The organism is Pseudomonas sp. GV105 (assembly GCF_003058185.1).
Classification (GTDB): Bacteria; Pseudomonadota; Gammaproteobacteria; order Pseudomonadales; family Pseudomonadaceae; genus Aquipseudomonas; species Aquipseudomonas veronii.
This window is the reverse complement of the sequence record NZ_QBUF01000019.1, coordinates 89,086-114,683: the sequence shown is the minus strand read 5'-3', so window position 1 is coordinate 114,683 and position 25,598 is coordinate 89,086. Positions and strand designations below refer to the sequence as shown.

Genomic DNA, 25,598 nt, shown 5'->3' with positions numbered 1-25,598 from the left:
ATGAGCGAGATCATGGACTTGAAGAAAGAGAAGAATTTCTTTGAGACCCGTGTGATCGAGTACCAGACTGGCGGTGCGTTGAGCTGGGATTGATTGAAAAAAACGGCCCCTTCAGGGGCCGTGTTGTTTCACCTGTCGATGTTTTTTTATGCCCAATCAAACCATCAAGACCCCCTGCGTCGGCCTGTGCTCCACCGTTTACGGTGATCTGGTCTGCCGCGGGTGCAAGCGTTATCACCATGAAGTCATCCAGTGGAATGGCTACAACGCCGAGGAAAAACAGGCGGTGTGGCTGCGCCTTGAGCAACTGCTGGTGCAGGTGATGGCCTCCAAGCTGGACGTGTTCGACCCACAGCGCCTGCGCCAGCAACTGGAAAGCCGCAAGATTCGCTTTATGCCGCACCAGTCGCCGTACTGCTGGGCCTACCAGTTGATTGCCCGGGGTGCGCGGGTGATTACCAGGCTGGACGCCTATGGCCTGGTGTTGCTGCCGGAATTTCGCGAGCACAGCCTGGCGGATTTGCGCGATGGAATTGATCGCGAGTTTTTCCTGCTGTCCGAGGCGCATTACCAGCGGTATATCGCCCCCGTGTTCTTGAAAGAGGCCTTTGGGCCAGCCCTGATCGCCACGTTCTAAATGTGGGAGGGGGCTTGCTCCCGATAGCAGTGTGTCAGTCAGCTTATATGTCACTGACCCGGCGCAATCGGGGGCAAGCCCCTCCCACATTTAGATCCAGGACGCTGCACGCTCCGCCTGGAGGCCATAGCGTTCAATCGCCTGCTGGCATACCTGCCGATCCAGACTGCCCTGCTCCGCCAATGCCGTCAGCGCGGCCAGCACGAGGTGATGGCGATCGACCTCAAAAAAATCCCGCAACGCCGCCCGTGTATCACTGCGCCCGAAACCGTCGGTGCCGAGTACGGTGTAGGGGGAATCCAGGTACGAAGCAATCATCTGCGGCACCGCCCGCACGTAGTCCGACACCGCAACCACCGGGGCGCCCTTGGGCAAGCAATCATTCACATGACTGACGCGCTGGATCGCCTGCGGATGCAAGCGATTCCAACGCTCCACCTCCCGCGCCTGCCGTGCCAGTTCGCTGAAGCTGGTCACGCTGTAGACCTCACTCGCCACCTGCCAATCGTCCGCCAATAGCTGCGCAGCCGCCTGGGCTTCACGCACCAGCGTACCCGAGCCGAGCAGGCGCACCTGGGCGTCAGGCGCGCCCTGCAAGCGGTACATACCTTTGATGATCGCCGCTTCCACCCCCTCGGGCAGGCTCGGCTGCGGGTAGTTTTCGTTCATCAGGGTCACGTAGTAGAACTCGTCGACATCATGCTCCAGCATCTGGCGCATGCCGTGGTCGAGGATCACCGCAAACTCCCCGGCAAACGCCGGGTCGTAGGCACGGCAGTTGGGGACGCTGGCGGCGCTCAGGTGGCTGCTGCCGTCCTGATGCTGCAGGCCCTCGCCGCCGAGGGTGGTGCGGCCGGCAGTGGCGCCCAGCAGAAAGCCACGGGCGCGCTGGTCGGCGGCGGCCCAGATCAGGTCGCCCACGCGCTGAAAGCCGAACATCGAGTAATAGATGTAGAACGGCAACATGCGCAGGCCATGCACCGAATAGCTGGTGGCCGCCGCGACCCAGGAGCTGATGGCGCTGGCTTCGCTGATGCCCTCTTCGAGGATCTGCCCGTCGGTAGCTTCGCGGTAGCTGAGGATCGAGCCGATATCTTCCGGCTCGTAGCGTTGGCCGACGCTGGAGTAGATGCCGATCTGCTTGAACAGGTTGGCCATGCCGAAGGTACGCGCCTCGTCGGCGACGATTGGCACGATGCGTGGCCCCAGGTGCTTGTCCTTGAGCAGGTTGGTGAGCATACGCACGAAGGCCATGGTGGTGGACATCTCCTTACCCGCGGCAGCCGTGGCGAAGCCGGCGTAACCGGCCAGAGGCGGCACACTGACCGGCGCTGCGGCCTGGCAACGACTGGGCACATAGCCGCCCAGGGCGTTGCGCCGTTGATGCAGATAGCGCAACTCCAGGCTGTCAGCGGCCGGTTTGAAGAAACTCAACGACTCGGTCTGCTCATCCGTCAGCGGCAACTGGAAACGATTGCGGAAGGCGATCAGCGCCTCGCGATCGAGTTTCTTCTGCTGGTGGGTGGTCATCTTGCCCTGCCCGGCTTCGCCCATGCCGAAGCCTTTTTTGGTCTGGGCCAGGATCACCGTGGGCTTGCCCTTGACCCGCCGCGCCGCGTGGTAGGCGGCGTGGATCTTGACCATGTCGTGGCCGCCGCGCTTGAGGCGGTCGATCTGTTCGTCGCTCATGCCCTCGACCAGCTTGGCCAGGGACGCGCTCTGGCCGAAGAAGTGCTCGCGGTTGTAGGCGCCGTCCTTGGCGGCGAAGGTCTGGAACTGCCCGTCCACGGTCTGCGACAGCGTATTGACCAGGGCGCCGTCGCTGTCCTTGGCGAGCAAGGCGTCCCAGTCCGAGCCCCACACCAGCTTGATCACGTTCCAGCCGGCGCCGCCGAACAACGCCTCCAGTTCATCGATGATCCGCCCATTGCCACGCACCGGGCCGTCGAGGCGTTGCAGGTTGCAGTTGACCACCCAGGTCAGGTTGTCCAGGCCTTCGCGAGCGGCCAGGGTCAGGGCCGACATGCTTTCCGGCTCGTCCATTTCGCCGTCGCCGAATACGCCCCAGACGTGGCGCTCGGTGGTGTCCTGCAAGCCGCGGTGCTGCAGGTAGCGCATAAAGCGCGCCTGGAAAATCGAGCTGATCGGGCCGATGCCCATGGAGCCGGTGGGAAATTGCCAGAAGTCCGGCATCAACCACGGGTGCGGGTAACTCGACAAACCGCGCGCGCCGACCTTGGCCCCGCCGATTTCCTGCCGGTAGTGCGCCAGGTCCTGCTCGCTCAGGCGCCCCTCCAGGAACGCCCGCGCATAAATGCCCGGCGCGGAATGCGGCTGGTAGAACACCAGGTCGCCGCCAAAGCCCTCGTGGCGGGCACGGAAAAAGTGATTGAAGCCCACTTCGAACAAATCCGCCGCGCTGGCGTAGCTGGCGATATGACCGCCGAGTTCGCCATACGCCTGGTTGGCGCGCACCACCATGGCCAGGGCGTTCCAGCGCACCAGCGAGGCCAGGCGTTCTTCGGTGGCCAGGTCGCCGGGAAACGCCGGCTGCTGCTCGACGCTGATGCTATTGATATACGGGGTGCCGTGACGGGGTTTCCAGTCGATGTGCGGGGCGCCGCCTTCACGGGCCAGCACGTCGAGGATCTGCCGCGCCCGCGCGGGGCCGGCGTTGGCCACCAGCGAGGCCAGGGCGTCGCGCCACTCGTCCTGTTCGATTTGATCACCGGCGAGCTGATCCGTTGTGGTGTGATTCACTGCGCTCGCAAAACCGTTCATGGGCACCTCCAGGCTTTTTTTCCAGTTTATGTCGATGACTGAGGATTTTTTGCCTGATGTCAGGCGTGCCAAAGCATATTTTGAGCATGAATCGCTGCCAATCAGACGTTTCCCAGCACGTTGTGCTCTAACCCCCCGAAACCTCGCCATTGTGTTTAAAATGCCGCCCGCTCAACGAACGACGCTCAACGATGAACCCCGACGCCCTCGCCACACTGCACGCCCACCTGCTGACCGCCCTGGCCACGCCACCGACCGAAACCCGGCGCCTGTTCCACGGGCGCGGCCGTTGCTGGCCGGGCCTGGAGCAACTGACCGTGGACTGGCTGCAGGGCGTGGTGCTGGTCGCGCTGTTCAAGGAGCCGGAGGCGGCGCACCTGGTCGCGCTGAAACAGCTGCTGGTTCAGTTCGAATGGGCGCAGTCCGGCGCCCACACGGTAGCCCTGCAGCACCGCTACCTGCCGCAAAGCACCACCGAATGGCTGGTGGGCGATGCGATCGATGAGCTGACGATTACCGAAGGCGGCCTGCGCTACCTGATCGACCTCGGTAAAAAACAGAACAGCGGGCTGTTTCTCGACATGCGCTACGGCCGCAACTGGGTGCGCGAACAGGCCAAGGGGCTGCGGGTACTCAACCTGTTCGCCTACACCTGCGGGTTTTCCGTGGCGGCCATCGAAGGCGGTGCCGAGCATGTGGTGAACCTGGACATGGCCCGCGGCGCCCTGAGCCGGGGTCGCGACAACCATCGCCTGAATGGGCATGACCTGAGCCGCGTTACCTTTCTTGGCCACGACTTGTTCAAGTCCTGGGCCAAGGTCATCCACAGCGGCCCCTATGATCTGGTGATCATCGACCCGCCGTCCTTCCAGAAAGGCAGTTTCCTGCTGACCAAGGATTACCAGCGCGTGCTGCGCCGCCTGCCGGATTTGCTCACGCCACAAGGCACGGTGCTGGCGTGCATGAATGACCCGGCGTTCGGCGAGGACTTCCTGATCGACGGCGTGACCCGCGAAGCACCGGGCCTGCACTTTGTCGAACGGCTGGAAAACCCACCGGAATTCCCGGATATCGATCGGCAAAGCGGCTTGAAAGCCTTGGTGTTCCGCCAAGGCTGATGCCGAAACGTCCGACGCTTGCTACGCTAAGCAATCACCGGGGTGGTGAACCTTATCCTCCCCTTCCCGGTCGATACCTGCATCCCCTGGCCAGACTCGACGCTGCCACAGCGTCGGCTGCCCCGTTTCACCCTTTGGAGAACCGCCCGTGATATCGACCCTGCATGTAGCCAGACTGAAAGCCTGGGGCGCCCACGGCTTCACTGCCACCGGAGTGGTGTTGGCCTTCCTGGCCACGCTGGCCTTGCTGGAGAACTCACCCAAGGCGTGCCTGCTGTGGCTGGGCCTGGCACTGGTGGTCGATGGCGTCGACGGTTCCCTGGCCCGCCGCGTGAATGTCAGCACGGTACTGCCCAGCTTTGACGGCTCGGTGCTGGACCTGGTGATCGATTACCTGACCTATGTGTTTATCCCGGCACTGTTTATCTACCGCTATATCGACCTGCCGGACTTTACCCACCTGTTCACGGTGTCGGTGATCCTGGTGTCGTCGCTGTTCTGCTTCTGCAACGTGAACATGAAAAGCAAGGACAACTACTTCGTCGGCTTCCCCGCCGCCTGGAACGTGGTGGCCCTCTGCGTGTATATCATCCAGCCCGACGCGTGGGTGACGTTGCTCACGGTGATTGGCCTGGCGCTGCTGACCGTGACGCCGATGAAGTTCCTGCACCCGTTCCGGGTCAAGCGGTTCATGCCGATCAACATCGCGGTGACCACGCTCTGGTTGCTGTGCAGCTTCTTGATGGTGGTGGATTACCCGAACACCAACCCGTGGACGTTTGGGTTGTGGTCGCTGATGTCGGCGTACTTCCTCGGGATCTGCATCTGGCGCACCGCGCTGGAGTGGCTGGGCACCCACAAATAGCCAGGCCGGCACCGTTTGAATGTGGGAGGAGGCTTGCGCCCTCCCACATTTGGATTTGCGTACATCGGGCAGGTAAGATGGCCGCCTTTCGCATAGCGCCCTGCCAACCATAAGCCCTGCCCATGCCCTTCGAACTCAGCGTAGACCTCACTACCCTCGCCATCCTGGCCGTCGTTGCGTTCATCGCCGGCTTCATCGACGCCATCGCCGGCGGTGGCGGCTTGCTCACCACCCCGGCCCTGCTCACCGCCGGCATGCCGCCCCATTTGGTACTGGGCACCAACAAACTCAGCTCCACCTTCGGCTCGGCCACCGCCAGTTTCACCTTTTACCGACGCAAGCTGTTTCACCCGCGCCAGTGGGTACATGCCATCGTCGGTACGTTTATCGGCGCCCTGGCCGGCGCCATCGTCGCCCACTACCTGCCCGCCGAAACCCTGAACAAGATGCTCCCGGTGATCGTCTTCGGTTGTGGCCTGTACCTGTTGTTCGGCGGCACGCCCAAGGCGCCGCTGGAGGGCGACGCACCGATCAAGAAGAAATGGCAGGCCACCCAAGGCTTCGGCCTGGGCTTCTACGACGGCGTGGCCGGCCCCGGCACCGGCGCGTTCTGGACGGTGAGCACGATGCTGCTGCACCCCATCGACCTGGTCAAAGCCAGCGGCGTGGCGCGCAGCATGAACTTCGTCAGCAACGCGGCGGCGCTGTCGGTGTTTATCATCAACGGTTCGGTGGACTGGATCGTCGGGCTGGCCATGGGCGTGTCGGTGATGGTGGGCGCGTTCTTTGGCGCACGCAGCGCAATCAGCGGCGGCGCCAAATTCATTCGCCCGGTGTTTATCACCGTGGTCCTCGGCCTGACGGTGCGCCTAGCCTGGCAGCACTGGTTCAGCGTGGCCTAAGCGGCGGGCCACGTAGAGGTCGATCAGGTAACGCGCAATCGAGCGTGACGCCGGCAACGGCGGCAAGTCGTGGATGTTGAACCACTGCGCGTCCTCGATCTCATCGGCCTGGGGCACGATATCGCCACCGGCGTACTCGGCATGGAAGCCCAGCATCATCGAATGGGGAAACGGCCAGCACTGGCTGCCCACGTACTGGATATTGCGGACTTCCAGCTGCACTTCTTCGTGAACTTCGCGGATCAGGCAGTCTTCGGCCGACTCACCCGGCTCGGCAAACCCAGCCAGCGTGCTGTAGACCCCGGGGACAAAGCGCGGCGACCGCGCCAGCAGGATCTCGTCGCCACGGGTCACCAGCACAATCATGCTCGGCGAGATGCGCGGGTAGCTGCGCAGGTCACAAGCCTCGCAGAACATCGCCCGCTCCCGAGGCACCTGGACCATGGCCTGGCCGCAACTGCCACAAAAACGGTGTTCCCGCGCCCAGGTGCCGATCTGCGCGGCATAGGCCAGCACTTTGTACAGCCGGTGATCGCCTTGCAGCATGAAGCCGCGCAGGCCTTGCCAACTGCATCCAGGCACGTCGCTGGCGGCATTGAGTTCGAGCAGGTACACCGGCTCGCCGTCAAGATGGCCGATACCGTGTTCGGCGAACACCGCCAGGTCCTGGCGCTTGAGCCATTCCCGCGGGAACAGCGCGCCATTGGTGTCGTGTAAAAAACCCTCGCGGCTGCGCGCGACGGCCCAGCCGCCGGGGGTTTGGTTGTCCAGCAGTGTGGTGGTAATCCAGCCTGGGGTCATATCAGTCAATCCACGAATTCGGGTTTCTGCTTGCTCATATGGGCCGCGATGGCCACGCGCAAGTCGTTGGATTGCAACATAGCCGCGTTCCAGGTGGCAACGTATTCCAGACCGTCATTGACTGTATGGTCACGCATGTAGCTGATCATGGCCTTGGTGCCGGTCACGGCAATCGGCGATTTGGCGGCGATTTCCCGGGCGATGTCCAGTACGCCGGCCAACAGGCTTTCCTGATCGGGATACACGCGATTGACCAGGCCGATGCTGCGCGCTTCCTCGGCGCCGAACTGGCGACCGGTGTAGGCCAGCTCGCGCAGCATGCCATCGCCGATGATGCGCGGCAGGCGCTGCAGGGTGCCGACGTCGGCCGCCATGCCGATGTCGATTTCCTTGATGGAAAACTGCGCGTCCTCGGCGGCGTAACGCATGTCGCAGGCGCTGATCAGGTCGATGGCACCGCCGATGCAGTAGCCCTGGATCGCGGCCAACACCGGCTTGCGGCAGGTGTCGACGGCGTTGAACGAGGCTTGCAGTTCGAGGATCTTGCGCCGCAACAGGCGTGCATTACGGCCCACGTCCTTGCCAAAATCATTGGCCACCGAGGCCAGCATCATCAGGTCGATGCCGGACGAGAAATGTTTGCCGGCACCGCTGAGCACCACGGCGCGCACGGCGTCGGTGTCGTCGACCCAGCGGAAGATATCGATGATCTCGGTCCAGAACGCCGCGTTCATGGCGTTGATCTTTTCCGGGCGGTTGATCTGCACATGGGCAACGCTGCCAATGAGCTCGACGACGAAGGCTTGGTATTCGGACATGGCAGTGATCCCTGACTGGCGAGTAATAAGAGCCGAACTATAACAAGGGTGAGCCACGGCGCATCAGCCAAAAACGGGACTGCTAAAATTCATCCGGGACGGGCCGTCGGCCTTGGAAAAGGCTGGATAAAAACCGCCTCAGGCGCCATCCTTCGCGCTTTAAGCCGCTGCCGCAGCGGCGCTCGACGTTTAAAGGATACGCCCCATGCTCACCCAACCTCTGGCCCCCGCCGATTTCGACCTGATCGAAGAAACCCTGCTCAAGTACGGTGACGACCACTCGGTGCTGAACCTCGCCGAACTCGATGGTTACTTCTGCGCACTGGTGTCCAGCCCGGCACCGGTCGATATCGCCGAGTGGTTCCCGGCGATCTGGGGCGGGCAGAACCCGCAGTGGGAAAGTGCCGAAGAAGCCAAGCAGTTCCTCGAACTGTGCGTTCGCCACATGAACGCCCGCGCCGCCCAACTGGCCACCGACGCCAAAGGTTTCCGGGCGCGCTTCGACGACACGGAGCATCAGGGCCAGACCCTGACCCTCGCCGAAGAATGGTGCTTTGGCTATATCCGTGGCGCCGCTATCGGCAACTGGCCTGAACTGCCCGCCGAACAGGCCGCACTGCTGGAGAAAATCTCCTGGTGCGCCGAACAGGACAACTTCGAACTGCCGGCGGACCTCGATGTACAGGCGCATCAGCAGCGCGTCAGCGAGATCGAACCGGCGGCGCGGGCGCTGCATGATTACTCGCTCGCCCAGCGCTAAGCCTCGACAAGCGTGACGTCTATGCCCGATTATTCGGGTCCGCCCGTCGGCCACTCCGTGCCACCTTGCCTTGAATCAGGAGCCTTGTACCTTGAGTTCGCAGAAAACCGTGACCGTTACACCGCCCACTTTCCCCCTCAATGGCAAGGTCGCGCCCCCCGGCTCCAAATCCATTACCAACCGCGCGCTGTTGCTCGCCGCCCTGGCCAAGGGCACCAGCCGCCTCAGCGGCGCGTTGAAGAGCGATGACACCCGGCACATGTCGGTGGCCCTGCGCCAGATGGGCGTGATCATCGACGAGCCGGACGACACCACCTTCGTGGTCACGGGCCAAGGCCAGCTGCAATTGCCTGCGCAGCCGCTGTTCCTCGGCAATGCCGGTACCGCGATGCGTTTTCTCACCGCCGCCGTCGCCACCGTGCAAGGCACCGTGGTGCTGGACGGCGACGACTACATGCGCAAACGCCCGATCGGCCCGCTGCTCACCACCCTCGGCCAGAACGGCATCCAGGTCGACAGCCCGACCGGTTGCCCGCCGGTTACCGTGCATGGCGTGGGCAAGGTCCAGGCCAAGCGCTTTGAGATCGACGGTGGTCTGTCCAGCCAATATGTATCGGCCTTGCTGATGCTCGCGGCCTGCGGCGCAGCGCCGATTGAAGTGGCGCTGACCGGCAAGGACATCGGCGCCCGCGGCTATGTGGACCTGACCCTCGACTGCATGCGTGCATTCGGCGCGCAGGTCGAGGTGGTCGACGACACCACCTGGCGCGTCGCTCCCAGCGGCTACACCGCCCATGACTACCTGATCGAACCGGACGCCTCCGCCGCCACCTATCTGTGGGCGGCTGAAGTGCTGACCGGCGGGCACATCGATATCGGTGTCGCCGCACACGACTTCACCCAGCCGGACGCCAAGGCCCAGGCGCTGATCGCGCAGTTCCCGAACATGCAGGCCACAGTGGTGGGTTCGCAAATGCAGGACGCGATCCCGACGCTTGCCGTACTGGCCGCGTTCAACAACAGCCCGGTGCGCTTCACCGAACTGGCCAACCTGCGGGTCAAGGAATGTGATCGCGTGCAGGCGCTGCACGACGGCCTCAACCAGATCCGCCCAGGCCTGGCCCGCATCGAAGGCGATGACCTGCTGGTGGCCAGCGATCCGGCACTGGCAGGCACGGCCTGCACTGCACTGATCGACACCCACGCCGATCACCGCATCGCCATGTGTTTCGCCCTGGCCGGGCTGAAGGTCTCGGGTATTCGTATTCAGGACCCGGACTGCGTGGCCAAGACCTATCCTGACTACTGGAAGGCACTGGGCAGCCTGGGTGTCGCCCTGCGCTACTGAGTCCGCGACGTCGAGATGGGGAGGGCTTGATCATGAACATTCGCCAACCCTGCCCGCCCGGCGCCTGTGTCTGTGACCGCGAACAGCTGCTGCAAACCCCAGGCGCCGACCTGCGCATCCTCAACCTGACGCGCCAGGAAGAAAAACGTCTGATCGAACGCCTGGAAGACCTGCAAAGCCTGCAAGACCTCGAACACATGCAGCAGCGCATGTACGCGCTATTGGGTATCCGCGTGCAGATCGCGCCGGGGCACACCGAGGTCAAGAGCATGCGCGGGATTCAGATCGTCATCGACGAACTGCCCGGCCTGTGCCGCAAGACCCGGCAATCGATCCCGGCGGCGATTCGCCGAGGCCTGGAGAAACGACCGGAGATTGCCTACCGGCTGCTGGATGCACATGACCTGCTTGGACTCTAGTCGGTCCTTTCAGTGCATCGCCACCAAGCTGCTGCTCCAGGCCTGAGGCGTGCCGCAACTAACGTAGTTACCAGATGAAATTATCGCCGCCTTTCACGCCATGCCCATTAAGCACGTCTTGGTAAGACATAGTGGGATACTTGATAAGCCTGTCCACTTGCTCGGAGTTCAAATCTTGAACTTCTCTAGGCGATATATTTGGAAACTCTTTCCCATGTGCATCCACCACTTGCTGAAAGTTCATATTGGGATATTTATCGAGCGTATTGTGTTGATCAAAGGTCAAGTTTTGCAGGTCGCCATTCGATAGATTTGGAAACGGACTGTCTTGGTCCGCATTGTTTTCCTGCTCTTGTCTCACTTGATCTTGTGTGGGTTTTTCCTGGGATGTGTCAATGGGAGGAGCAATCAGTGCGGATCCAGATGCAGCAGAAATTGAAGTCATTATCAAATCTCCAGTGATTGTGAACGCCTTGATTGGTCGTCGAACGGTTTCTGGTTCCCTGCTCGCAACGAAATCATCCGGCGACCGTCTCGGTTTCGAACAGACCCTGGCCCACTGCCTTGGCGTGATCCAGATGCACCTGCACCTGGCCGCTTTCCGACTCCAGCAGCAACGCTGACGTCAGCACCTGCGCGCCACAGTAATCGAAGATCCCGTAATCGATCTGCGTGTGCATGGCCTTGGCATAACCATGGCGCTCAAACGCGCTTTGATCTGCAGCACCGAGGGCCAGCAGGTGAACCTGCAAGTGCCGCAGTTTCTTCACCACCGGAGTGTCGGGGCCGTAGTCGATCGCCCAGCCGTTGACGAACACGCGGTCGATCCACCCCTTGAGCAGGCCTGGCAGCGACCACCAGTAAATGGGGAACACCAAGACCAGGGCGTCGGCGCGGTCGATGCGGGCTTGTTCGGCGGCGACGTCAGCCGGCGGTTCGGCGCGGGTGCGATGTACGCGCTGGTCGGCAGCGTTGTAGCGCGGGTCGAAGCCTTCGGCGGCAAGGTCGGCGATTTCGAACGTATGGCCAGACGCGCTCAGCCCGGCGGCGACTTGCGCGGCGAGGCTGTGGGTGAGGGATTGCGGGTCGTGATGAGCTACAACGATCAGTGCGTGCATGACAGTGACTCCCATTGGGTTTATGCTGGGCTTAAGTTACCTTTGGTAAGTTACTTTTGGTATATAAGCATGTCAAGCAGTGAATCCCCTGCCCCACGTCGTCGCCTGTCGCGTGAAGATCGTCTGCGCCAATTGTTGGACGTGGCCTGGCAACTGGTGCGTGAAGAAGGCACCGAAGCCCTGACCCTCGGCCACCTGGCGGAACGAGCGGGCGTGACCAAGCCGGTGGTCTATGACCATTTCGTTACCCGCGCGGGGTTGCTGGCGGCGTTGTATGAGGATTTCGATGGGCGCCAGAATCAGGTGCTTGCCGACGCCCTCGAAGCCAGCAGCCCGACCCTGGAAGATCGCGCGTGGGTGATCGCCTCATCCTATGTCGACTGCGTGTTGTTGCAGGGCCGGGAAATTCCGGGGGTGATCGCGGCGCTGAGCAGCTCACCGGAGTTGGAAAGCCTCAAGCGCAAGTACGAAGCACTCTTTCTCGATAAGTGCCGCGACGTCATGGCCCCCTTCGCGCCGGGCGGCAGCGTGTCCCAGGCGGGGCTGCGGGCCATGCTCGGGGCGGCGGAGGCCTTGTCTCATGCGGCGGCCAGCGGTGAGCTCAGCCGTGAAGAGGCGCAACAGGAGTTGCTGGCGACCATTCTGGCAATGGTCAATCGCGGGGCGCACAGCGCCCGTTGAGAGGCGTTTTTCAGCCTCGCCCCTGCACAAACAAGCGGACCTTGTGCGCCAGTTGATCCAGGTGCCGGTCGCGTTGCTTCTCGGCATCCACCATGGCGCGCTTGCCATGTTTTTGCAGCAGGTAGGTATGAATCTGCCGCACTTCCAATGAGCTATAGATAGCGGCCACATCCAGCACGCCCATCAAGCCATCGGTGGCGTAGGCGCGGGTGTTCATCAGCACCTGCGTGCCGCGCGCGCCGCGCACCTGAAAGCCCATCGCCGCGAAGGCCGGCACTTTGTCCACGGCGCAGGCCAGTTCGGCGTGAGGGTAACGTACCAGCACCTCTTGCATCATGCCCCGCGCCACGCCCTGGCGCCGGCTGCCTGCCTGTACGGCCATGAACGCCACACCGCAGGCTTCTGGGTCGTCCTTGACCGGCAAGTACAGCAAAAACCCAATGACTTTTTCCGGGTCTTGCGCAGACGTCGCGACGATCAGTTCGACCGCGATCCCCTTCGACCCGTCCAGCGCCTGCAGGTACAAATGCACCTCAAAGCCGATGGCATATTGGTAAATGTTGTAGAGCAGGTTACTCGGCGGCAGCGCGACGCTGCTGATGTCGGTGAGGTTGTCGACCACCATCTGCAGGATCTGGCTGTTGATCGGTTCGGGGCACGGCGTGGTGTAGCGGGTAAGGCTGAACATGCAAATTCCTGGAGTTTCGCGTCAAGGCAGATGGGATTGTACCTGTTGCAGCAGGTTCGGGATCGATAGGCATACCCGCCATGATCTGCATGCCTGGCGGCTCGCATGCACATCGCCCCGGGGACGGGCCGCACTGTCATCGTCCGCACACCTCACGCAAACACCCGCGCAACCAACGATGGGCCAGATCGGCGTCCAACCGTGGGTGCCAGAGCATTGCCACGGTAAACGCGGGTAACGCCACCGGCAGCGCAAAACAGAACAGGTCGCGCCGGTCTGGGGTATAGCGCTCGGGCACCGAGGCAATCAGGTCGGTGTTGCGTGCCAGGGCGATGGCGCTGGAAAAGCTGGCGACGATGCTGCCGATCTGCCGCGTCAGGCCCTGGGCTTCGAGGACGTCGTCGATCTGGCCGCGGTCCTGGCCGCGCCGCGATACGTAGAGGTGTCGGCCCTCGGCAAACCGTGCAGCGCTGATCTCGCCTTGGCTCAGGGGATGGCCGCTACGCACCACGCCGATCAGGCGATCGCGAAACAGCGCCTGGGTCAGCACTTCAGGGCTGGCCGTGGGGTCGACCACGCCGATGTCCAGGTCGACGCGGCCCTCGCGCAGTTGCGCAGTGTCCTTGTCGGTCTTGCTGACGAAGCGCAGGCGTACGCCGGGGGCGTCCTCGGCGAGACGGGCGAGCAACGCCGAACCGAAGCCTTCGACAAACTCCTCGCTGGTTCGCAGGGTGAAGGTGCGGACCACGTGGGCCATCTCCAGCGCCTGTGCCGGGCGCAACACCGCCTGGGCGCCCTGCACCAGTTGGCTGACCTGTTCACGCAGCGCCAACGCCCGGGGCGTCGGCACCAGGCCACGGCCAGCGCGGACCAGCAACGGGTCGCCGGTGGTCGCACGCAAGCGCGCCAACGCCCGGCTCATGGCCGAAGGGCTCAACCGCAGGCGCTTGGCCGCACGGGCGACACTGCCTTCGGCGAGCAATACATCCAGGGTGATTAGCAAATTGAGATCGGGCATTAGCGCTCCATAGTAGGCGTCACATGCAGGTATTTAGTGCAACTCATGCGTCTTCCGCCATGTTAGGCCACACCGTAGATTTGCGACAGTTACGTTCATTCAAGGAATCTTCCATGCATACCTCTTCCCGTGGCGGTCTTGTCAGCCTGTGCCTGTCCATGTTGCTGGCCGCCCTTGGCACCAGCATCGCCAATGTCGGCCTGCCCAGCCTCGCGCAGGCCTTCAATGCATCCTTTCACGCGACGCAATGGGTGGTGCTCACCTACCTGCTCGCGATCACGGCAGTCATCGTCAGTGCCGGGCGCCTGGGCGATCGGCTGGGGCGACGGCGGCTGTTGATCGCTGGCTTGCTGCTGTTCGCCTTGGCCGGCGGGTTATGCGGTGTCGCGCCTGGCCTGCGGTGGCTGATTGCGGCGCGCAGCCTGCAAGGTTTGGGCGCGGCGATCATGATGGCGATGACGTTAGCGATGGTCGGCGACACCGTCCCCCAAGCACGCATTGCGCGTGTCATGGGCTTGCTCGGCACGATGTCAGCCGTCGGTACCGCCATGGGCCCCGGCGTGGGCGGCCTGTTGCTCAGTGTGTGGGGGTGGCGCGCGCTGTTTCTGGTGGGGATGCCGCTGGGCTTGCTCGCGGCCGCCCTCGCCTGGCGCTACTTGCCGGTGGATCAGCCACCCGCGCCACTGGTCGGCGGCGGTGGCGTTTGGCGCTTATTGCAGTCGACCTCGTTGCGCGCCGGCCTGGTGATGAGTGCGTTGGTGTCGGCGGTGATCATGGCCACCTTTGTCGTCGGGCCGTTCTACTTGTCCCGAGGGCTTGGGCTCGATCCGGCCGGGATGGGCCTGGCAATGGCCGTCGGCCCTGGTGTCGCGGCGCTCACCGGCATTCCGGCCGGTCGTCTGAGCGAACGCTTTGGCAGCCACGTCATGACACTCGTGGGGCTGGCTGTCTGCGGCAGTGGCGCCCTGTCGCTGTGCCTGGCGTCCGGGCTGGTCACTTATCTTGCCTCATTGATTACGCTGACGGCGGGCTACAGCCTGTTCCAGGCCGCCAACAACACTGCGGTGATGAGCGAAGCCGATGCGGCACGCCGAGGCACGATCTCAGGCCTGCTGAACCTGTCACGCAACCTGGGGCTGATTTTCGGTGCGTCGGCATTGGGCGCGATGTTTGCCTGGACCACTCCCGATGTCACCCACGCCACGCCGCAATCCGTGGCTGACGGTCTGCACGCAACCTTTACCGCGGCATTCGCTTTGATCCTGCTCGCCAGCGCCATGGCATGGCGGCGGCAGCCCGCGCGTCAGTTGGCGTGAGCCGAATATCCTCGCTCATGACGGGTTGATCAGCCTCGCCATGCCGGCGCGGCGGGTGGTGGCGTTTGCCTTGTATGACCAGGGCCGTGAACATCCGGCATTCAAAACCCGAGGAAAAAAGTTCGGACCAACGGGTGCATGGACGCCCCTACATCGCGCATCATGGGCACTTTCAAGTTCAAGGGTAACGTCCATGCGCGTGCTGTCATTGATGATGGGTCTGACGACGCTGGCCGCCAGCCTGGTGTTCTGCGCCAGCGCGATGGCGAATGAAGAAAGTCAGTTGGTGCAACAGATCAACGCTTACCGCAGCCAGGTGCAACGCTGCGGCGACCAAGGTTCCCAGGAACTGCCACCGCTGGCCAGCGATACGCGCCTGGTGCTGCCGGCCAGTAATGTCGGCGACTTGCAGCAGGCCCTGGCCCGCGCGGCGTACCCGATGGTCAACGTGCAGGCAATCAGCCTGTCCGGGCCCAAGGATGCCCAGGCGGCCATGAAAGCCGTGCGCGAGAGTTTCTGCCGCGTGGTGCTGGACCCGCAATTCGTCGACATCGGCGTGAGCAACAGCGGCCAGGACTGGCGCATCGTGCTCGCCCGCCCGCTGCTGTCCAGCGGCCTGGGCGATTGGCAGACCGAAGGCAGGCAATTGCTGAACCTGATCAACGCCGCCCGCACACAACCGCGCCAATGCGGTCCCCAGGCGTTCACCGCGACCACGCCACTGTCGTGGAACGACACCTTGGCCAGTGCCGCCAACAGCCACACACGCAACATGGCCAACGGCAATTTCTTCGACCATCTGGACCACGACGGCCGCACCCCGGGCGACCGTGCCGAGCTGGCCGGGTACAGCGCGAAGAACATCGGCGAAAACATCGCGGCCGGCCTCGACACCCCGCGCAAAGTGGTGGACGGCTGGCTCGCCAGCCCCGGCCATTGCGCCAACCTGATGAACCCGCAATTCCGTGAAGTGGGCGCCGCCTACGCCATGGACCCGAAGAGCGATGCAGGCATTTATTGGACAGCGGTGTTCGGAACACAACAGTAAGTGAACACCCGCGATGAGATCTATCCCAGCGGGTGAAGCATCAAAGTGCCATCTCATGGATAATTGCGCTGAACCGGCAGCAATCATTTCTGTCTGTTGCTTATTGGCCTGACGCATCAGGCATCCAAACAGACCGTGGCAAACAAGGTGTTCACCCGATGATGAATTGGCTGCAAAGCAGCAGCGACATGGCCGAGCGGGTACGCCAGCACGACTGGGCCAGTACGCCCCTGGGTCCGCTGGAACACTGGCCGGATGTGCTCAAGACCACCGTGGCGCTGTGCTTTGCTTCAAGTTTCCCCCAAGCCATCGTGTGGGGGCCTCAATTGACGACCCTCTATAACGACGCGTTCATTCCGATACTGGGCAATAAACCCTATGCCCTGGGGCGTCCGTTCAGCGAGATCTGGAGCGAGGTCTGGGACGACATCAGCCCCATCGCCGACGCGGCTTTCCAAGGCCATGCGACCTATATCGAAAACTTCCCGCTGGTGATCGAACGCGGCGCGGCGCCGGAACAAGCGTACTTCACGTTCTGCTATAGCCCGATCCGCGACCCGCGGGGCCACGTCGTCGGCATGCTCGACACCGTGACCGAAACCACCGCCACGGTGTTCCTTTCGCGCCGCCTTGCGGTGCTGGATACCATCGGCAGCACGGTCGCCAATGCCACCGATGCCGAAGCCATCATGACCGCCACCACGCACCTGCTGGCGCAGCACCTGCAAGTGTCCATCTGCGCCTACGCCGATATGGACGCCGATGAAGACGGCTTCACCATCCGTGACAACTGGACGGCTCCCGGCTCGCCCAGCATCGTCGGCCACTACCGCCTGCAGGCCTTCGGGCAAACCGCGGTCAAGTGCCTGCGGGCCGGTGAGCCGCTGGTGATCGGCAACAACCGGCTTGAACTGCCCGCACAGGAAGCCGCGGCGTTCCAGGCCCTGGGCATCACCGCCACGATCTGCATACCACTGATCAAACACGGTCGCCTTACGGCCTTGATGGCGGTTCACAGCACAGCAGGGCGGACCTGGTCGCCGTATGACCTGGCGCTGTTGGCCGAAGTCACCGAACGGTCCTGGGCGCACATCGAACGGGTGCGCGCCGACGCCGCCGTGCGCGAAGGGTTGGCGGCCTTTACCGAATTGAACGCCACCCTCGAGCAGCGCGTGGAAGAACGCACCGCTGCGCTGGCCCAGGCCGAAGCGGCGTTGCGTCAATCGCAGAAACTCGAAGCCATCGGCCAATTGACCGGCGGCGTGGCCCATGACTTCAACAACCTGCTGACCATCATTCGTTCGTCGGTGGACTTTTTGCGTCAGCCCGGGCTGCCCGAAGAACGGCGCCAACGCTACATGCGCGCAGTGTCGGACACCGTCGAGCGCGCCAGCAAGTTGACCAGCCAGTTGCTTGCGTTCGCGCGCCGCCAACCGCTGAACCCGGAAGTCTTCGATGTGGCGCAGCGGGTCAAGGACATTGGCGAGATGCTCGAGAGTGTCACCGGTGCGCGCATTCATGTGCAGGTTCAATTGCCCGAGCGGCCGTGCCATGTCCGGGTCGACTCGAGCCAGTTCGAAACCGCGCTGATCAATATCGCACTCAACGCCCGCGATGCCATGGACGGCCAGGGCACCCTGACCCTGCGCGTGGGCACGGTGGACGCGATGCCGCGCATCCGGGGCGATGCCCAAGCCTGCCAGCCGTTTGTCACGGTGGCCCTGGCCGACACCGGCAGCGGCATTCCGGGGGAAACGTTCGAGCGCATTTTCGAGCCGTTCTTTACCACCAAGGCCGTGGGCAAAGGCACGGGCCTGGGGTTGTCACAGGTGTTCGGCTTCGCCAAGCAGTCCGGTGGCAATGTCGACGTGGCCAGCTGTCTTGGCCAGGGCACGGTGTTTACCCTGTATCTGCCCGAGGTCGAGCCGGAGGACGCCCGCCACGAGCCCTCCCCTAGTGACCCGGCACCGCCCCACGACACGAGCCTGCGCAATATCCTGATCGTGGAAGACAACCTGGACGTAGGCCGTTTCGCCAACCAGATCCTCCAGGACCTCGGTTACCAGACCACCTGGGCGACCAATGCCGAACAGGCGCTGGCGCTGGCCGGTCCGGATGCCGCGGCTTTCGACGCGATTTTCTCCGACGTGGTGATGCCGGGCATGACCGGCGTGGCGATGGCCAAGCTCCTGCGCCAACGTCGCGCCGACCTGCCGGTGGTGCTCACCTCCGGCTACAGCGAAGAACTCGCGGAAAGCGGCTACGAAGGGTTCGAGTTTCTCGCCAAGCCCTACTCCGCCGACCAGGTGGCGCGGGTGCTGGCCAAGGCCATGTTCAAGGACTGAGCCCTACTCCGCCACGACCACTTGATTACGGCCGAGGGCCTTGGCGCGGTACAGCGCCTTGTCGGCGGTGTTCATCAACGCGTGCAGGTCGCCATCCAAGGTGCAGGTCGACGCCACGCCGAGACTGGCGGTCATGCCCTGCACAGGTTCGGAAGCCATGCAGGAGATGGCCTTGATCAACTGCTCAGCGATACCCCGGGCGGTTTCCAGCGAGGTATTGGGCAGCAACACCGCAAACTCCTCGCCCCCCAGGCGACCGTACACATCGGCCTGGCGAAACGACGCGGTGATCACTCCGCCGATCTGCCGCAATACCTGGTCGCCGGCCTGGTGGCCATAGGTGTCGTTGATTTGCTTGAAGTGGTCCATGTCGATCATCAACGCACACAGCGGCTGCCGGTTGAGGCGGCACTGCGCGTACAGCAATTGTGCATGTTCGAAAAACGCGCGACGGTTCATCAGCCCGGTGAGTTCATCGGTCTGTGCGGCGCGCGCGGAAATAGTGTGGGCGCGTTCCATCTGCCTGGTCAGGCGGAAGGCTTTTTCCAGGGCGCCGGACAACTTGCGCGTGGCACTGACCACAAACGAGGAAAACACCAGCACCGCAATCGCCACGCCGACCTGCATCGACGACGGCTGAAACAGCAGCCACAGCGTACACGGCAGCAACACCAGGCCCATGGACACCATGGTCATGTAGCGATAGGCCGAATAGCACGAGACAGCGCTGACGGACATGCCCACGGTAAACAACATCACCAGTACTTGGGACATCCGGTCGTCGCTGGGCATGACTGCAAAGGCACCGGCGCCCCAGATGCTCGCGGACAGTATCAAGGTGAGCCAGTAACGGCGCTCCCAGCGTTCCGGCGTGCGCTCGCTGTAGGGGCTGCGAAACCATTCGAGGAACATTTTCACCCGCAGCAACGATGACGCCGCCAGCACCGCCAGCCATACCTGCATGACCTGGTGGTCAAAACGGTCCCAACACAGCCAGCAAAGCATCGCCGCCGCGAGATAGCTGCCGAAAATGGCGGCAAATGACTGACGAAACAGCTGATGCAAACGGTCGGTTCGCACCTGCTCCTCAATAACGCAATCCTGGTCTTGCTCATGCCCAAGGCCATTCATGAAAACCGCCTGATTCGACTGCCGCGACAAAGGTGCCATTGTGGCACCCTGCCACTAGCGCGGACAATAGACGCCAGCACCTTAGCGCCGTTAACTGTCTTGCGGACGCAAAATCAGCACGCCCAATGGCGGCAGATTCAACGACAGCGATACCGGTTGACCATGATGCGGTTCATCCTCGGTGAAGACCCCTCCGCCATTGCCATAATTCGAACCGGCATACGTGTCCGCATCACTGTTGATCACCTCGCTCCAACGCCCGGCGAACGGTACGCCGACCTTGTAGGCTTCACGGGGCACCGGGGTGAAGTTGGCCACCACCAGCACCGGTCTGCCGTCCTTGCTCCAGCGCAGCCAGGCGTAGACGCTGTTGATCGCATCGTCGCCGATCAGCCACTGGAAGCCCTGGGGCGCGTCGTCCTGTTCATACAGGGCCGGTTCCTCGCGGTACAGGCGATTCAAGTCACTCACCAGTTTCTGCACCCCACGGTGTTCGGGGTATTGCAGCAGGTACCAGTCCAGTTGCTGGTCGTGGTTCCACTCGCGCCATTGGCCAAACTCGCAGCCCATGAACAGCAGCTTCTTGCCCGGGTGCGTCCACATGAAACTCAGGTAGGCGCGCAGGTTGGCGAATTTCTGCCAGCGGTCGCCGGGCATCTTGTCGATCAGCGAGTGCTTGCCGTGGACCACTTCATCGTGGGAGATCGGCAGGATGAAACGCTCGGACCAGGCATACACCAGGCCAAAACTCAGTTCATTGTGATGGTGGGCGCGGTACACCGGGTCTTGCTGGATGTAATGCAGGGAATCGTTCATCCAGCCCATGTTCCACTTGTAGTTGAAGCCCAGGCCGCCCTGTTGGGTTGGCTGGCTGACGCCCGGCCAGGCCGTGGATTCTTCGGCGATCACCAGCGCGCCGGGGGCTTCGAGGGCGACCACGTCGTTCAAGTGCCGCAGGAAGTCGATGGCTTCGAGGTTCTCGCGGCCGCCATGGCGGTTGGGCACCCATTCGCCGGCCTTGCGCGAATAGTCGCGATACAGCATCGAGGCCACGGCATCGACGCGCAGGCCATCGACGTGGAAGTGTTTGAGCCAATGCAGCGCCGAGGCCAGCATAAAGCCATGTACTTCGGTGCGACCCAGGTTGTAGATCAGCGTGTCCCAATCCTGGTGGAAGCCTTCCAGCGGGTTGGCGTATTCGTACAACGCCGTGCCATCGAATTGCGCGAGGCCGTGGGCATCGGTGGGAAAATGCGCTGGCACCCAGTCGAGGATCACGCCGATGTCGGCCTGGTGACAGGCATTGACGAACTCGGCGAATGCCTGCGGCGAACCGAAGCGCGCAGTCGGCGCGAACTGGGACAACGCTTGATAGCCCCAGGAGCCGCCGAACGGGTGTTCCATGATCGGCATCAGCTCGATATGGGTAAAGCCCAGCTGTTGCACATACGGAATCAGCCGCTCGGCCAGTTCACCCCAGCCGTACTGGCGCGAAACCTCACCGGCCTCGTCCAGTTCGCACTGCCAGGAGCCCAGGTGCAACTCATAAATCGACAGCGGCGCCGTGGGCTTCTGCTTTTGCGCACGCGCCTGCATCCACGTGTGATCCTGCCAGTCGACCTGCAACGGCGACGCGACTTTCGATGCCGTGTCGGGCGGCATCTGGGTGGCCAGGGCCATCGGGTCGGCCTTGAGCGGCAAAATGCCGTGGGCCCCGAGAATCTCGTATTTGTAGGCCGCGCCCGCTTGCAAGCGTGGGATAAAGATCTCCCACACACCGGCCGGATGGCGCAGGCGCATCGGGTGGCGGCGGCCGTCCCAGATATTGAAGTCACCGACCACCGACACGCGCCGGGCGTTCGGTGCCCACACGGCAAACCGCACGCCCTGCACGCCATCGACCGTGGTCAACTGGGCGCCCAGGCAACTGCTGAGGTCACGGTGATTGCCTTCGGCAAACAGGTACAGGTCCATTTCCCCCAGCAGCAGTTGCTGGAAACTGTAAGGGTCTTCGGTGATCTGTTCGCCACCGGCCCATTGGATCTTCAACAGGTAGGCCTGGCGACTGCTGAAATGCCCGATAAACAGACCCGGCACCTGGGTCGCGTCGAGGCTGCCGATCGGCTCGCCAGTGTCGCGACTCAGCAGCTGGACACTCAAGGCCTCGGGCAGGAACGCACGGACAAACTGGCCGCCCTGCTCGTCATCATGGGGCCCGAGAATCGAGAACGGATCATGGTGTTCGGCGCGCACCAGCGCTTCGACGTCGTTGGACGCCGGCATTGCTGTCAGTTTCGGCTGCAGCGGTTCTTTATTCGTAAAACTCATGACGTCTCCCCACCGCGTACAGATTTCGATCCAGGTATGAGCCCGCTGAGCAAACCGTGCAAACCCTGCAAGGGCACCGGCAGCCAGGTCGGGCGGTTTTCCGCTTCATAAGCCACTTCATACGCGGCCTTTTCCAGGCTGAACAAGGTCAGCGCTGCGTCCTGGCCTTTGGCATCCTGCCAGTCATGCGCCAGTGTAGCCGTCGCCGCGTGATAAGCCTTGATAAATGCCAGACGCGCCTCAATCAGGTAGCGCTCGGTCACACGCTGGCGCGCCGCGTCCGCTGCGGGTGAGTGGTCCACACCTTGCACATTCAGGGCCATGGCCGCCGCGTAATCAAACGAACGCAGCACGCCGCTGACGTCTTTATAGGGGCTGTGCTTGCCGCGCCGTTCGTGCAGCGGCCGCGCCGGTTCCCCTTCAAAGTCGATCAGGTAGGCGTCGCCTTTCACTACCAGCACCTGGCCCAGGTGCAAGTCACCGTGGACGCGAATGCGCAAGCCGCCCAACGTGGCCTGCGCCAACGCCCGGACCTGAGCGCCGATGGCTTTTTTCTGCTCCAACAATTCACTGACCCGCGCCTGATCGGCCGGGTTCAATTGGTTTTGATGCAGTTTGAGCAATTGCAGGGCGCGCTCGATCTGCGCCGCGATGTCCTTGGCCCAGGCCTCGGCATCCTTGGCGGTGGTGACTTCGGCTTGGAAGTCTGGGTTGGCCGTCGGCGCCGCCAGCACGCCGTGCATTTCACCCAGGCGCTGCCCGAGCAAAGCGGCAAAGTCGGCCAGCTCGCCCAAGGCGTTGTAATGCTGCTCCTGTTCGGACATCGCTTCGGCCTGTTCGTCGCGGATCGCGCGCTCCAGGTTGTTCTGGGTCCAGCCCCAGGCGTCGCCCTGGTTGCTCAGGTAGCCCTGGGCAATCATCAACAGGTTGTCCTGGCCTTGGCCGTCACGCCGAATCATCGAACCGAGCAACGGCGAAATGTTCGGGTAACCGGCTGCGGTCAGGTAGGCGCTCATCTCCAGCTCCGGATGGACCCCGGTGCTGACCTTGCGGATCAACTTGAGCACCAGGCTCTCGCCCACCACCACCGAGCTGTTGGACTGCTCGGCAGCCAGGTAGCGCACGGGCGACTCATCGGTCAGCGGCAGCCTGGCCAACTGCGGCGTGGCTTCAAAGCGCAGCTCGCCCTCGCTGCTGTTCAACACGGTGCCGGCCTGCAAGGCCTGGATCACCGCGCGGATAAAGTGTTCCAGGCTGAACGCATCGGTCACCAACCCCACCTGACGCACGCGCCGCACACGGGCCAGGGCCAGTTGTTGCGGCAAGGCGCTGGTGAACTGGTCTTCGCCGAGAAAGCCGAACGGCAACTGGTAACGGCTGACCTGCCCCCCGGCGCTCACCTCGATTTCGCTGAGCAGCACCGGGTGCTGCAGGTCGCCGAACCGCACGCCGTAAGCGATATGCACGCTGTCGATGGCCGTGTCCTTGCCGGCGAACCAGCGGCGCTTGGGCAGCCAGGCCGGCAGCGAGGTGTGCTCCAGGACGGCGCGACACGGTGCGTCGAGCAGCTCCTCCATGCGTTTTTTCAGAACCAGGGTGGTGAAGTCCGGCATGCTTTGCACCGGTTCCACATGCCAGCTGGGCATCTGGTTTTCCGCCGCCAGCACGAACCAATAGAAGCCATACGGCGCCAGGGTCAGCAGGAAATTCAACTGGCCGATGGGCGGGAACGCATTACCGCCGAGCATCTCCACCGGCACCATGCCGGCGAAGGCCGAGAGGTCCAACTCGGCCGCCTGGGCGCTGCGCGAGACGTTGGCCACGCACAGGATGATCTCGGTGCGGCCGTCGTCCCCGGTGAATTCACGGGTATACGCGAGGATGCGCCGGTTGCTCGGCGAGAGCATCTTCAAGCTGCCGCGGCCGAAAGCCTTGGACTGCTTGCGCACCGCGAGCATGCGGCGGGTCCAGTTGAGCAGCGAATGCGGGTCCTGGGCCTGGGTTTCGACGTTGACCGACTGATAGCCGTATTGCGCGTCCATGATCGGCGGCAGCACCAGGCTGGCCGGGTCGGCGCGGGAAAAGCCGCCGTTGCGGTCGATGGACCACTGCATCGGCGTTCGCACGCCGTCGCGGTCGCCCAGGTAGATGTTGTCGCCCATGCCGATTTCATCGCCGTAATACAGGGTCGGCGTGCCCGGCATCGACAACAGCAGGCTGTTGAGCAGTTCGACGCGACGCCGGTCACGCTCCATCAGCGGCGCCAGGCGCCGGCGAATGCCCAGGTTGATCCGCGCGCGACGGTCGGCGGCGTAGTAGTTCCACAGGTAGTCGCGTTCTTTGTCGGTGACCATTTCCAGGGTCAGTTCATCGTGGTTGCGCAGGAAGATCGCCCATTGGCAATTGGCCGGGATTTCCGGGGTCTGGCGCAGGATGTCGGTGATCGGGAAACGGTCCTCCTGGGCCAGCGCCATGTACATGCGCGGCATCAGCGGGAAGTGAAAGGCCATGTGGCATTCATCGCCGTCGTCGCCCTTTTTGTCACCGAAGTACATCTGCGTGTCTTCCGGCCACTGGTTGGCTTCGGCCAGCAGCATGCGGTCGGGGTAATGAGCGTCGATCTCGGCGCGGATCTGCTTGAGGACGTCGTGGGTCTCCGGCAGGTTTTCGTTGTTGGTGCCGTCGCGCTCGATCAGGTACGGGATCGCGTCCAGGCGCAGGCCGTCGATGCCCATGTCGAGCCAGAAGCGCATCACCGACAGCACGGCTTTCATCACTTGCGGATTGTCGAAGTTGAGGTCGGGCTGGTGCGAATAGAAACGGTGCCAGAAGTACTGGCCGGCCACCGGGTCCCAGGTCCAGTTGGACTTCTCGGTATCGAGGAAGATGACGCGCGTGCCGTCGTACTTCTGATCGTCGTCGGACCACACGTAGAAGTCCCGCGCCGCCGAACCGGGCTTGGCCTTGCGTGCGCGCTGAAACCACGGGTGCTGGTCGGAGGTGTGGTTGATCACCAGTTCGGTGATCACCCGCAGCCCGCGTTGGTGGGCTTCGGCGATAAAGCGCCGGGCGTCGGCCATGGTCCCGTAGTCGCTGTGCACGCCGCGGTACTCGGCGATGTCATAACCGTCGTCGCGACGTGGCGAGGGGTAGAACGGCAGGAGCCAGATGGTGTTCACACCGAGGTCGGCGATGTAGTCGAGTTTGGCGATCAGCCCGGGAAAGTCACCGATGCCGTCGTTATTGGAGTCGAAATAGGATTTGACGTGAACCTGATAGATCACCGCGTCCTTGTACCACAGCGGGTCTTTGATAAAGGTGGCAGCCTTGGGTTTCTTCGCCATTGGAAACTCCTGAAAACTCGAGGATTCTTGCAGACTGAAGCGGGTCGATGCGCGGGGGCTTGCGCCCGATAGCGGCAGGACAGTCACTTGATCCATTGGCTGGCATAGCGCTTTCGGGAGCTAGCCCCCGCC

Annotated in this window: 22 protein-coding genes; 12 read left to right on the top strand and 10 right to left on the bottom strand. The window is 63.0% G+C overall.

What is annotated here, in order from left to right; all coding sequences use genetic code 11:
• Together C8K66_RS31425 and C8K66_RS28210 are read left to right on the top strand one after the other, a co-directional pair.
• Positions 1 to 93, top strand: a 93-nt coding sequence (locus C8K66_RS31425; RefSeq protein ID WP_238347833.1) for a hypothetical protein, incomplete at its 5' end; no start/stop codon positions are given.
• 55 nt (positions 94 to 148) lie between these two features.
• Positions 149 to 637, top strand: coding sequence for a DUF1289 domain-containing protein (locus tag C8K66_RS28210; RefSeq protein ID WP_108526619.1), 489 nt, complete (start codon positions 149 to 151; stop codon positions 635 to 637).
• Positions 638 to 727: 90 nt separating this feature from the next.
• Here the strand turns inward: C8K66_RS28210 and mdeB are convergent, their stop codons facing one another.
• On the bottom strand, positions 728 to 3,418 hold the full coding sequence (gene mdeB, locus C8K66_RS28205; RefSeq protein WP_108526618.1) for an alpha-ketoglutarate dehydrogenase: 2,691 nt from the start codon (positions 3,416 to 3,418) through the stop codon (positions 728 to 730).
• 191 nt (positions 3,419 to 3,609) lie between these two features.
• On the opposite strand from mdeB, the gene C8K66_RS28200 reads away from it, so the two are divergent.
• From C8K66_RS28200 to C8K66_RS28190, 3 genes are all read left to right on the top strand, one after another.
• Entirely contained in the window at positions 3,610 to 4,536 is a 927-nt protein-coding gene (locus tag C8K66_RS28200; RefSeq protein ID WP_108526617.1) for a class I SAM-dependent methyltransferase, read from the top strand.
• Between the two features lie 148 nt (positions 4,537 to 4,684).
• Positions 4,685 to 5,401: a phosphatidylcholine synthase gene (gene pcsA / locus C8K66_RS28195; protein ID WP_017848465.1), complete on the top strand. Its 717-nt coding sequence runs from the start codon at positions 4,685 to 4,687 to the stop codon at positions 5,399 to 5,401.
• 122 nt (positions 5,402 to 5,523) lie between these two features.
• A complete protein-coding gene (locus C8K66_RS28190) occupies positions 5,524 to 6,303 on the top strand; it encodes a TSUP family transporter (RefSeq protein ID WP_046383211.1) in 780 nt (259 codons plus the stop codon).
• Here C8K66_RS28190 and nudC read toward each other — a convergent pair.
• Both nudC and C8K66_RS28180 read right to left on the bottom strand, forming a co-directional pair.
• Positions 6,271 to 7,104 (bottom strand): NAD(+) diphosphatase, encoded by an 834-nt coding sequence (gene nudC / locus C8K66_RS28185; RefSeq protein ID WP_017848463.1) that lies wholly within the window; start codon positions 7,102 to 7,104, stop codon positions 6,271 to 6,273. The genes C8K66_RS28190 and nudC overlap by 33 nt on opposite strands.
• Positions 7,105 to 7,109: 5 nt before the next feature.
• The gene (locus C8K66_RS28180) at positions 7,110 to 7,922 is read right to left on the bottom strand and encodes a crotonase/enoyl-CoA hydratase family protein (protein WP_017848462.1); all 813 of its coding nucleotides are present in this window, start codon (positions 7,920 to 7,922) and stop codon (positions 7,110 to 7,112) included.
• Positions 7,923 to 8,127: 205 nt separating this feature from the next.
• On the opposite strand from C8K66_RS28180, the gene C8K66_RS28175 reads away from it, so the two are divergent.
• From C8K66_RS28175 to C8K66_RS28165, 3 genes are all read left to right on the top strand, one after another.
• Positions 8,128 to 8,682, top strand: a complete 555-nt coding sequence (locus C8K66_RS28175; protein WP_017848461.1) for a UPF0149 family protein — start codon at positions 8,128 to 8,130, stop codon at positions 8,680 to 8,682.
• 91 nt (positions 8,683 to 8,773) lie between these two features.
• The gene (gene aroA / locus C8K66_RS28170) at positions 8,774 to 10,030 is read left to right on the top strand and encodes a 3-phosphoshikimate 1-carboxyvinyltransferase (RefSeq protein ID WP_108526616.1); all 1,257 of its coding nucleotides are present in this window, start codon (positions 8,774 to 8,776) and stop codon (positions 10,028 to 10,030) included.
• Positions 10,031 to 10,062: 32 nt separating this feature from the next.
• Entirely contained in the window at positions 10,063 to 10,449 is a 387-nt protein-coding gene (locus tag C8K66_RS28165; RefSeq protein WP_017848459.1) for a hypothetical protein, read from the top strand.
• Between the two features lie 67 nt (positions 10,450 to 10,516).
• Here the strand turns inward: C8K66_RS28165 and C8K66_RS28160 are convergent, their stop codons facing one another.
• Positions 10,517 to 10,894: a hypothetical protein gene (locus C8K66_RS28160; RefSeq protein ID WP_108526615.1), complete on the bottom strand. Its 378-nt coding sequence runs from the start codon at positions 10,892 to 10,894 to the stop codon at positions 10,517 to 10,519.
• A gap of 73 nt (positions 10,895 to 10,967) precedes the next feature.
• Positions 10,968 to 11,567, bottom strand: a complete 600-nt coding sequence (locus tag C8K66_RS28155; protein ID WP_017848457.1) for an NAD(P)H-dependent oxidoreductase — start codon at positions 11,565 to 11,567, stop codon at positions 10,968 to 10,970.
• A gap of 69 nt (positions 11,568 to 11,636) precedes the next feature.
• Here C8K66_RS28155 and C8K66_RS28150 point away from each other — a divergent pair, with 69 nt between their 5' ends.
• Positions 11,637 to 12,248, top strand: a complete 612-nt coding sequence (locus C8K66_RS28150; protein WP_046483623.1) for a TetR/AcrR family transcriptional regulator — start codon at positions 11,637 to 11,639, stop codon at positions 12,246 to 12,248.
• Between the two features lie 10 nt (positions 12,249 to 12,258).
• On the opposite strand, the gene C8K66_RS28145 is transcribed toward C8K66_RS28150, so the two are convergent.
• Positions 12,259 to 12,936, bottom strand: a complete 678-nt coding sequence (locus C8K66_RS28145; protein WP_108526614.1) for a GNAT family N-acetyltransferase — start codon at positions 12,934 to 12,936, stop codon at positions 12,259 to 12,261.
• A 136-nt stretch (positions 12,937 to 13,072) separates the two neighbouring features.
• A complete protein-coding gene (locus tag C8K66_RS28140) occupies positions 13,073 to 13,954 on the bottom strand; it encodes a LysR family transcriptional regulator (protein WP_017848454.1) in 882 nt (293 codons plus the stop codon).
• Positions 13,955 to 14,067: 113 nt separating this feature from the next.
• On the opposite strand from C8K66_RS28140, the gene C8K66_RS28135 reads away from it, so the two are divergent.
• The 3 genes from C8K66_RS28135 (at position 14,068) to C8K66_RS28125 (ending at position 18,663) form a co-directional block, all read left to right on the top strand.
• On the top strand, positions 14,068 to 15,270 hold the full coding sequence (locus C8K66_RS28135; protein WP_108526613.1) for an MFS transporter: 1,203 nt from the start codon (positions 14,068 to 14,070) through the stop codon (positions 15,268 to 15,270).
• Between the two features lie 193 nt (positions 15,271 to 15,463).
• The gene (locus C8K66_RS28130) at positions 15,464 to 16,318 is read left to right on the top strand and encodes a CAP domain-containing protein (RefSeq protein ID WP_017848452.1); all 855 of its coding nucleotides are present in this window, start codon (positions 15,464 to 15,466) and stop codon (positions 16,316 to 16,318) included.
• Between the two features lie 158 nt (positions 16,319 to 16,476).
• Positions 16,477 to 18,663: a GAF domain-containing protein gene (locus tag C8K66_RS28125; protein WP_108526612.1), complete on the top strand. Its 2,187-nt coding sequence runs from the start codon at positions 16,477 to 16,479 to the stop codon at positions 18,661 to 18,663.
• 3 nt (positions 18,664 to 18,666) lie between these two features.
• Here the strand turns inward: C8K66_RS28125 and C8K66_RS28120 are convergent, their stop codons facing one another.
• The 3 genes from C8K66_RS28120 to treS are packed head-to-tail and all read right to left on the bottom strand — an operon-like array spanning position 18,667 to position 25,466.
• Positions 18,667 to 19,833 carry a diguanylate cyclase gene (locus tag C8K66_RS28120; protein ID WP_108526611.1) on the bottom strand — a complete coding sequence of 389 codons (1,167 nt, stop codon included), beginning with the start codon at positions 19,831 to 19,833 and terminating at the stop codon, positions 18,667 to 18,669.
• 51 nt (positions 19,834 to 19,884) lie between these two features.
• Positions 19,885 to 22,122 (bottom strand): 1,4-alpha-glucan branching protein GlgB, encoded by a 2,238-nt coding sequence (gene glgB / locus C8K66_RS28115; protein ID WP_046383202.1) that lies wholly within the window; start codon positions 22,120 to 22,122, stop codon positions 19,885 to 19,887.
• Positions 22,119 to 25,466, bottom strand: coding sequence for a maltose alpha-D-glucosyltransferase (gene treS / locus C8K66_RS28110; RefSeq protein WP_108526610.1), 3,348 nt, complete (start codon positions 25,464 to 25,466; stop codon positions 22,119 to 22,121). Before treS ends, glgB begins: the two co-directional genes overlap by 4 nt.
• Between the last annotated feature and the right edge of the window lie 132 nt (positions 25,467 to 25,598).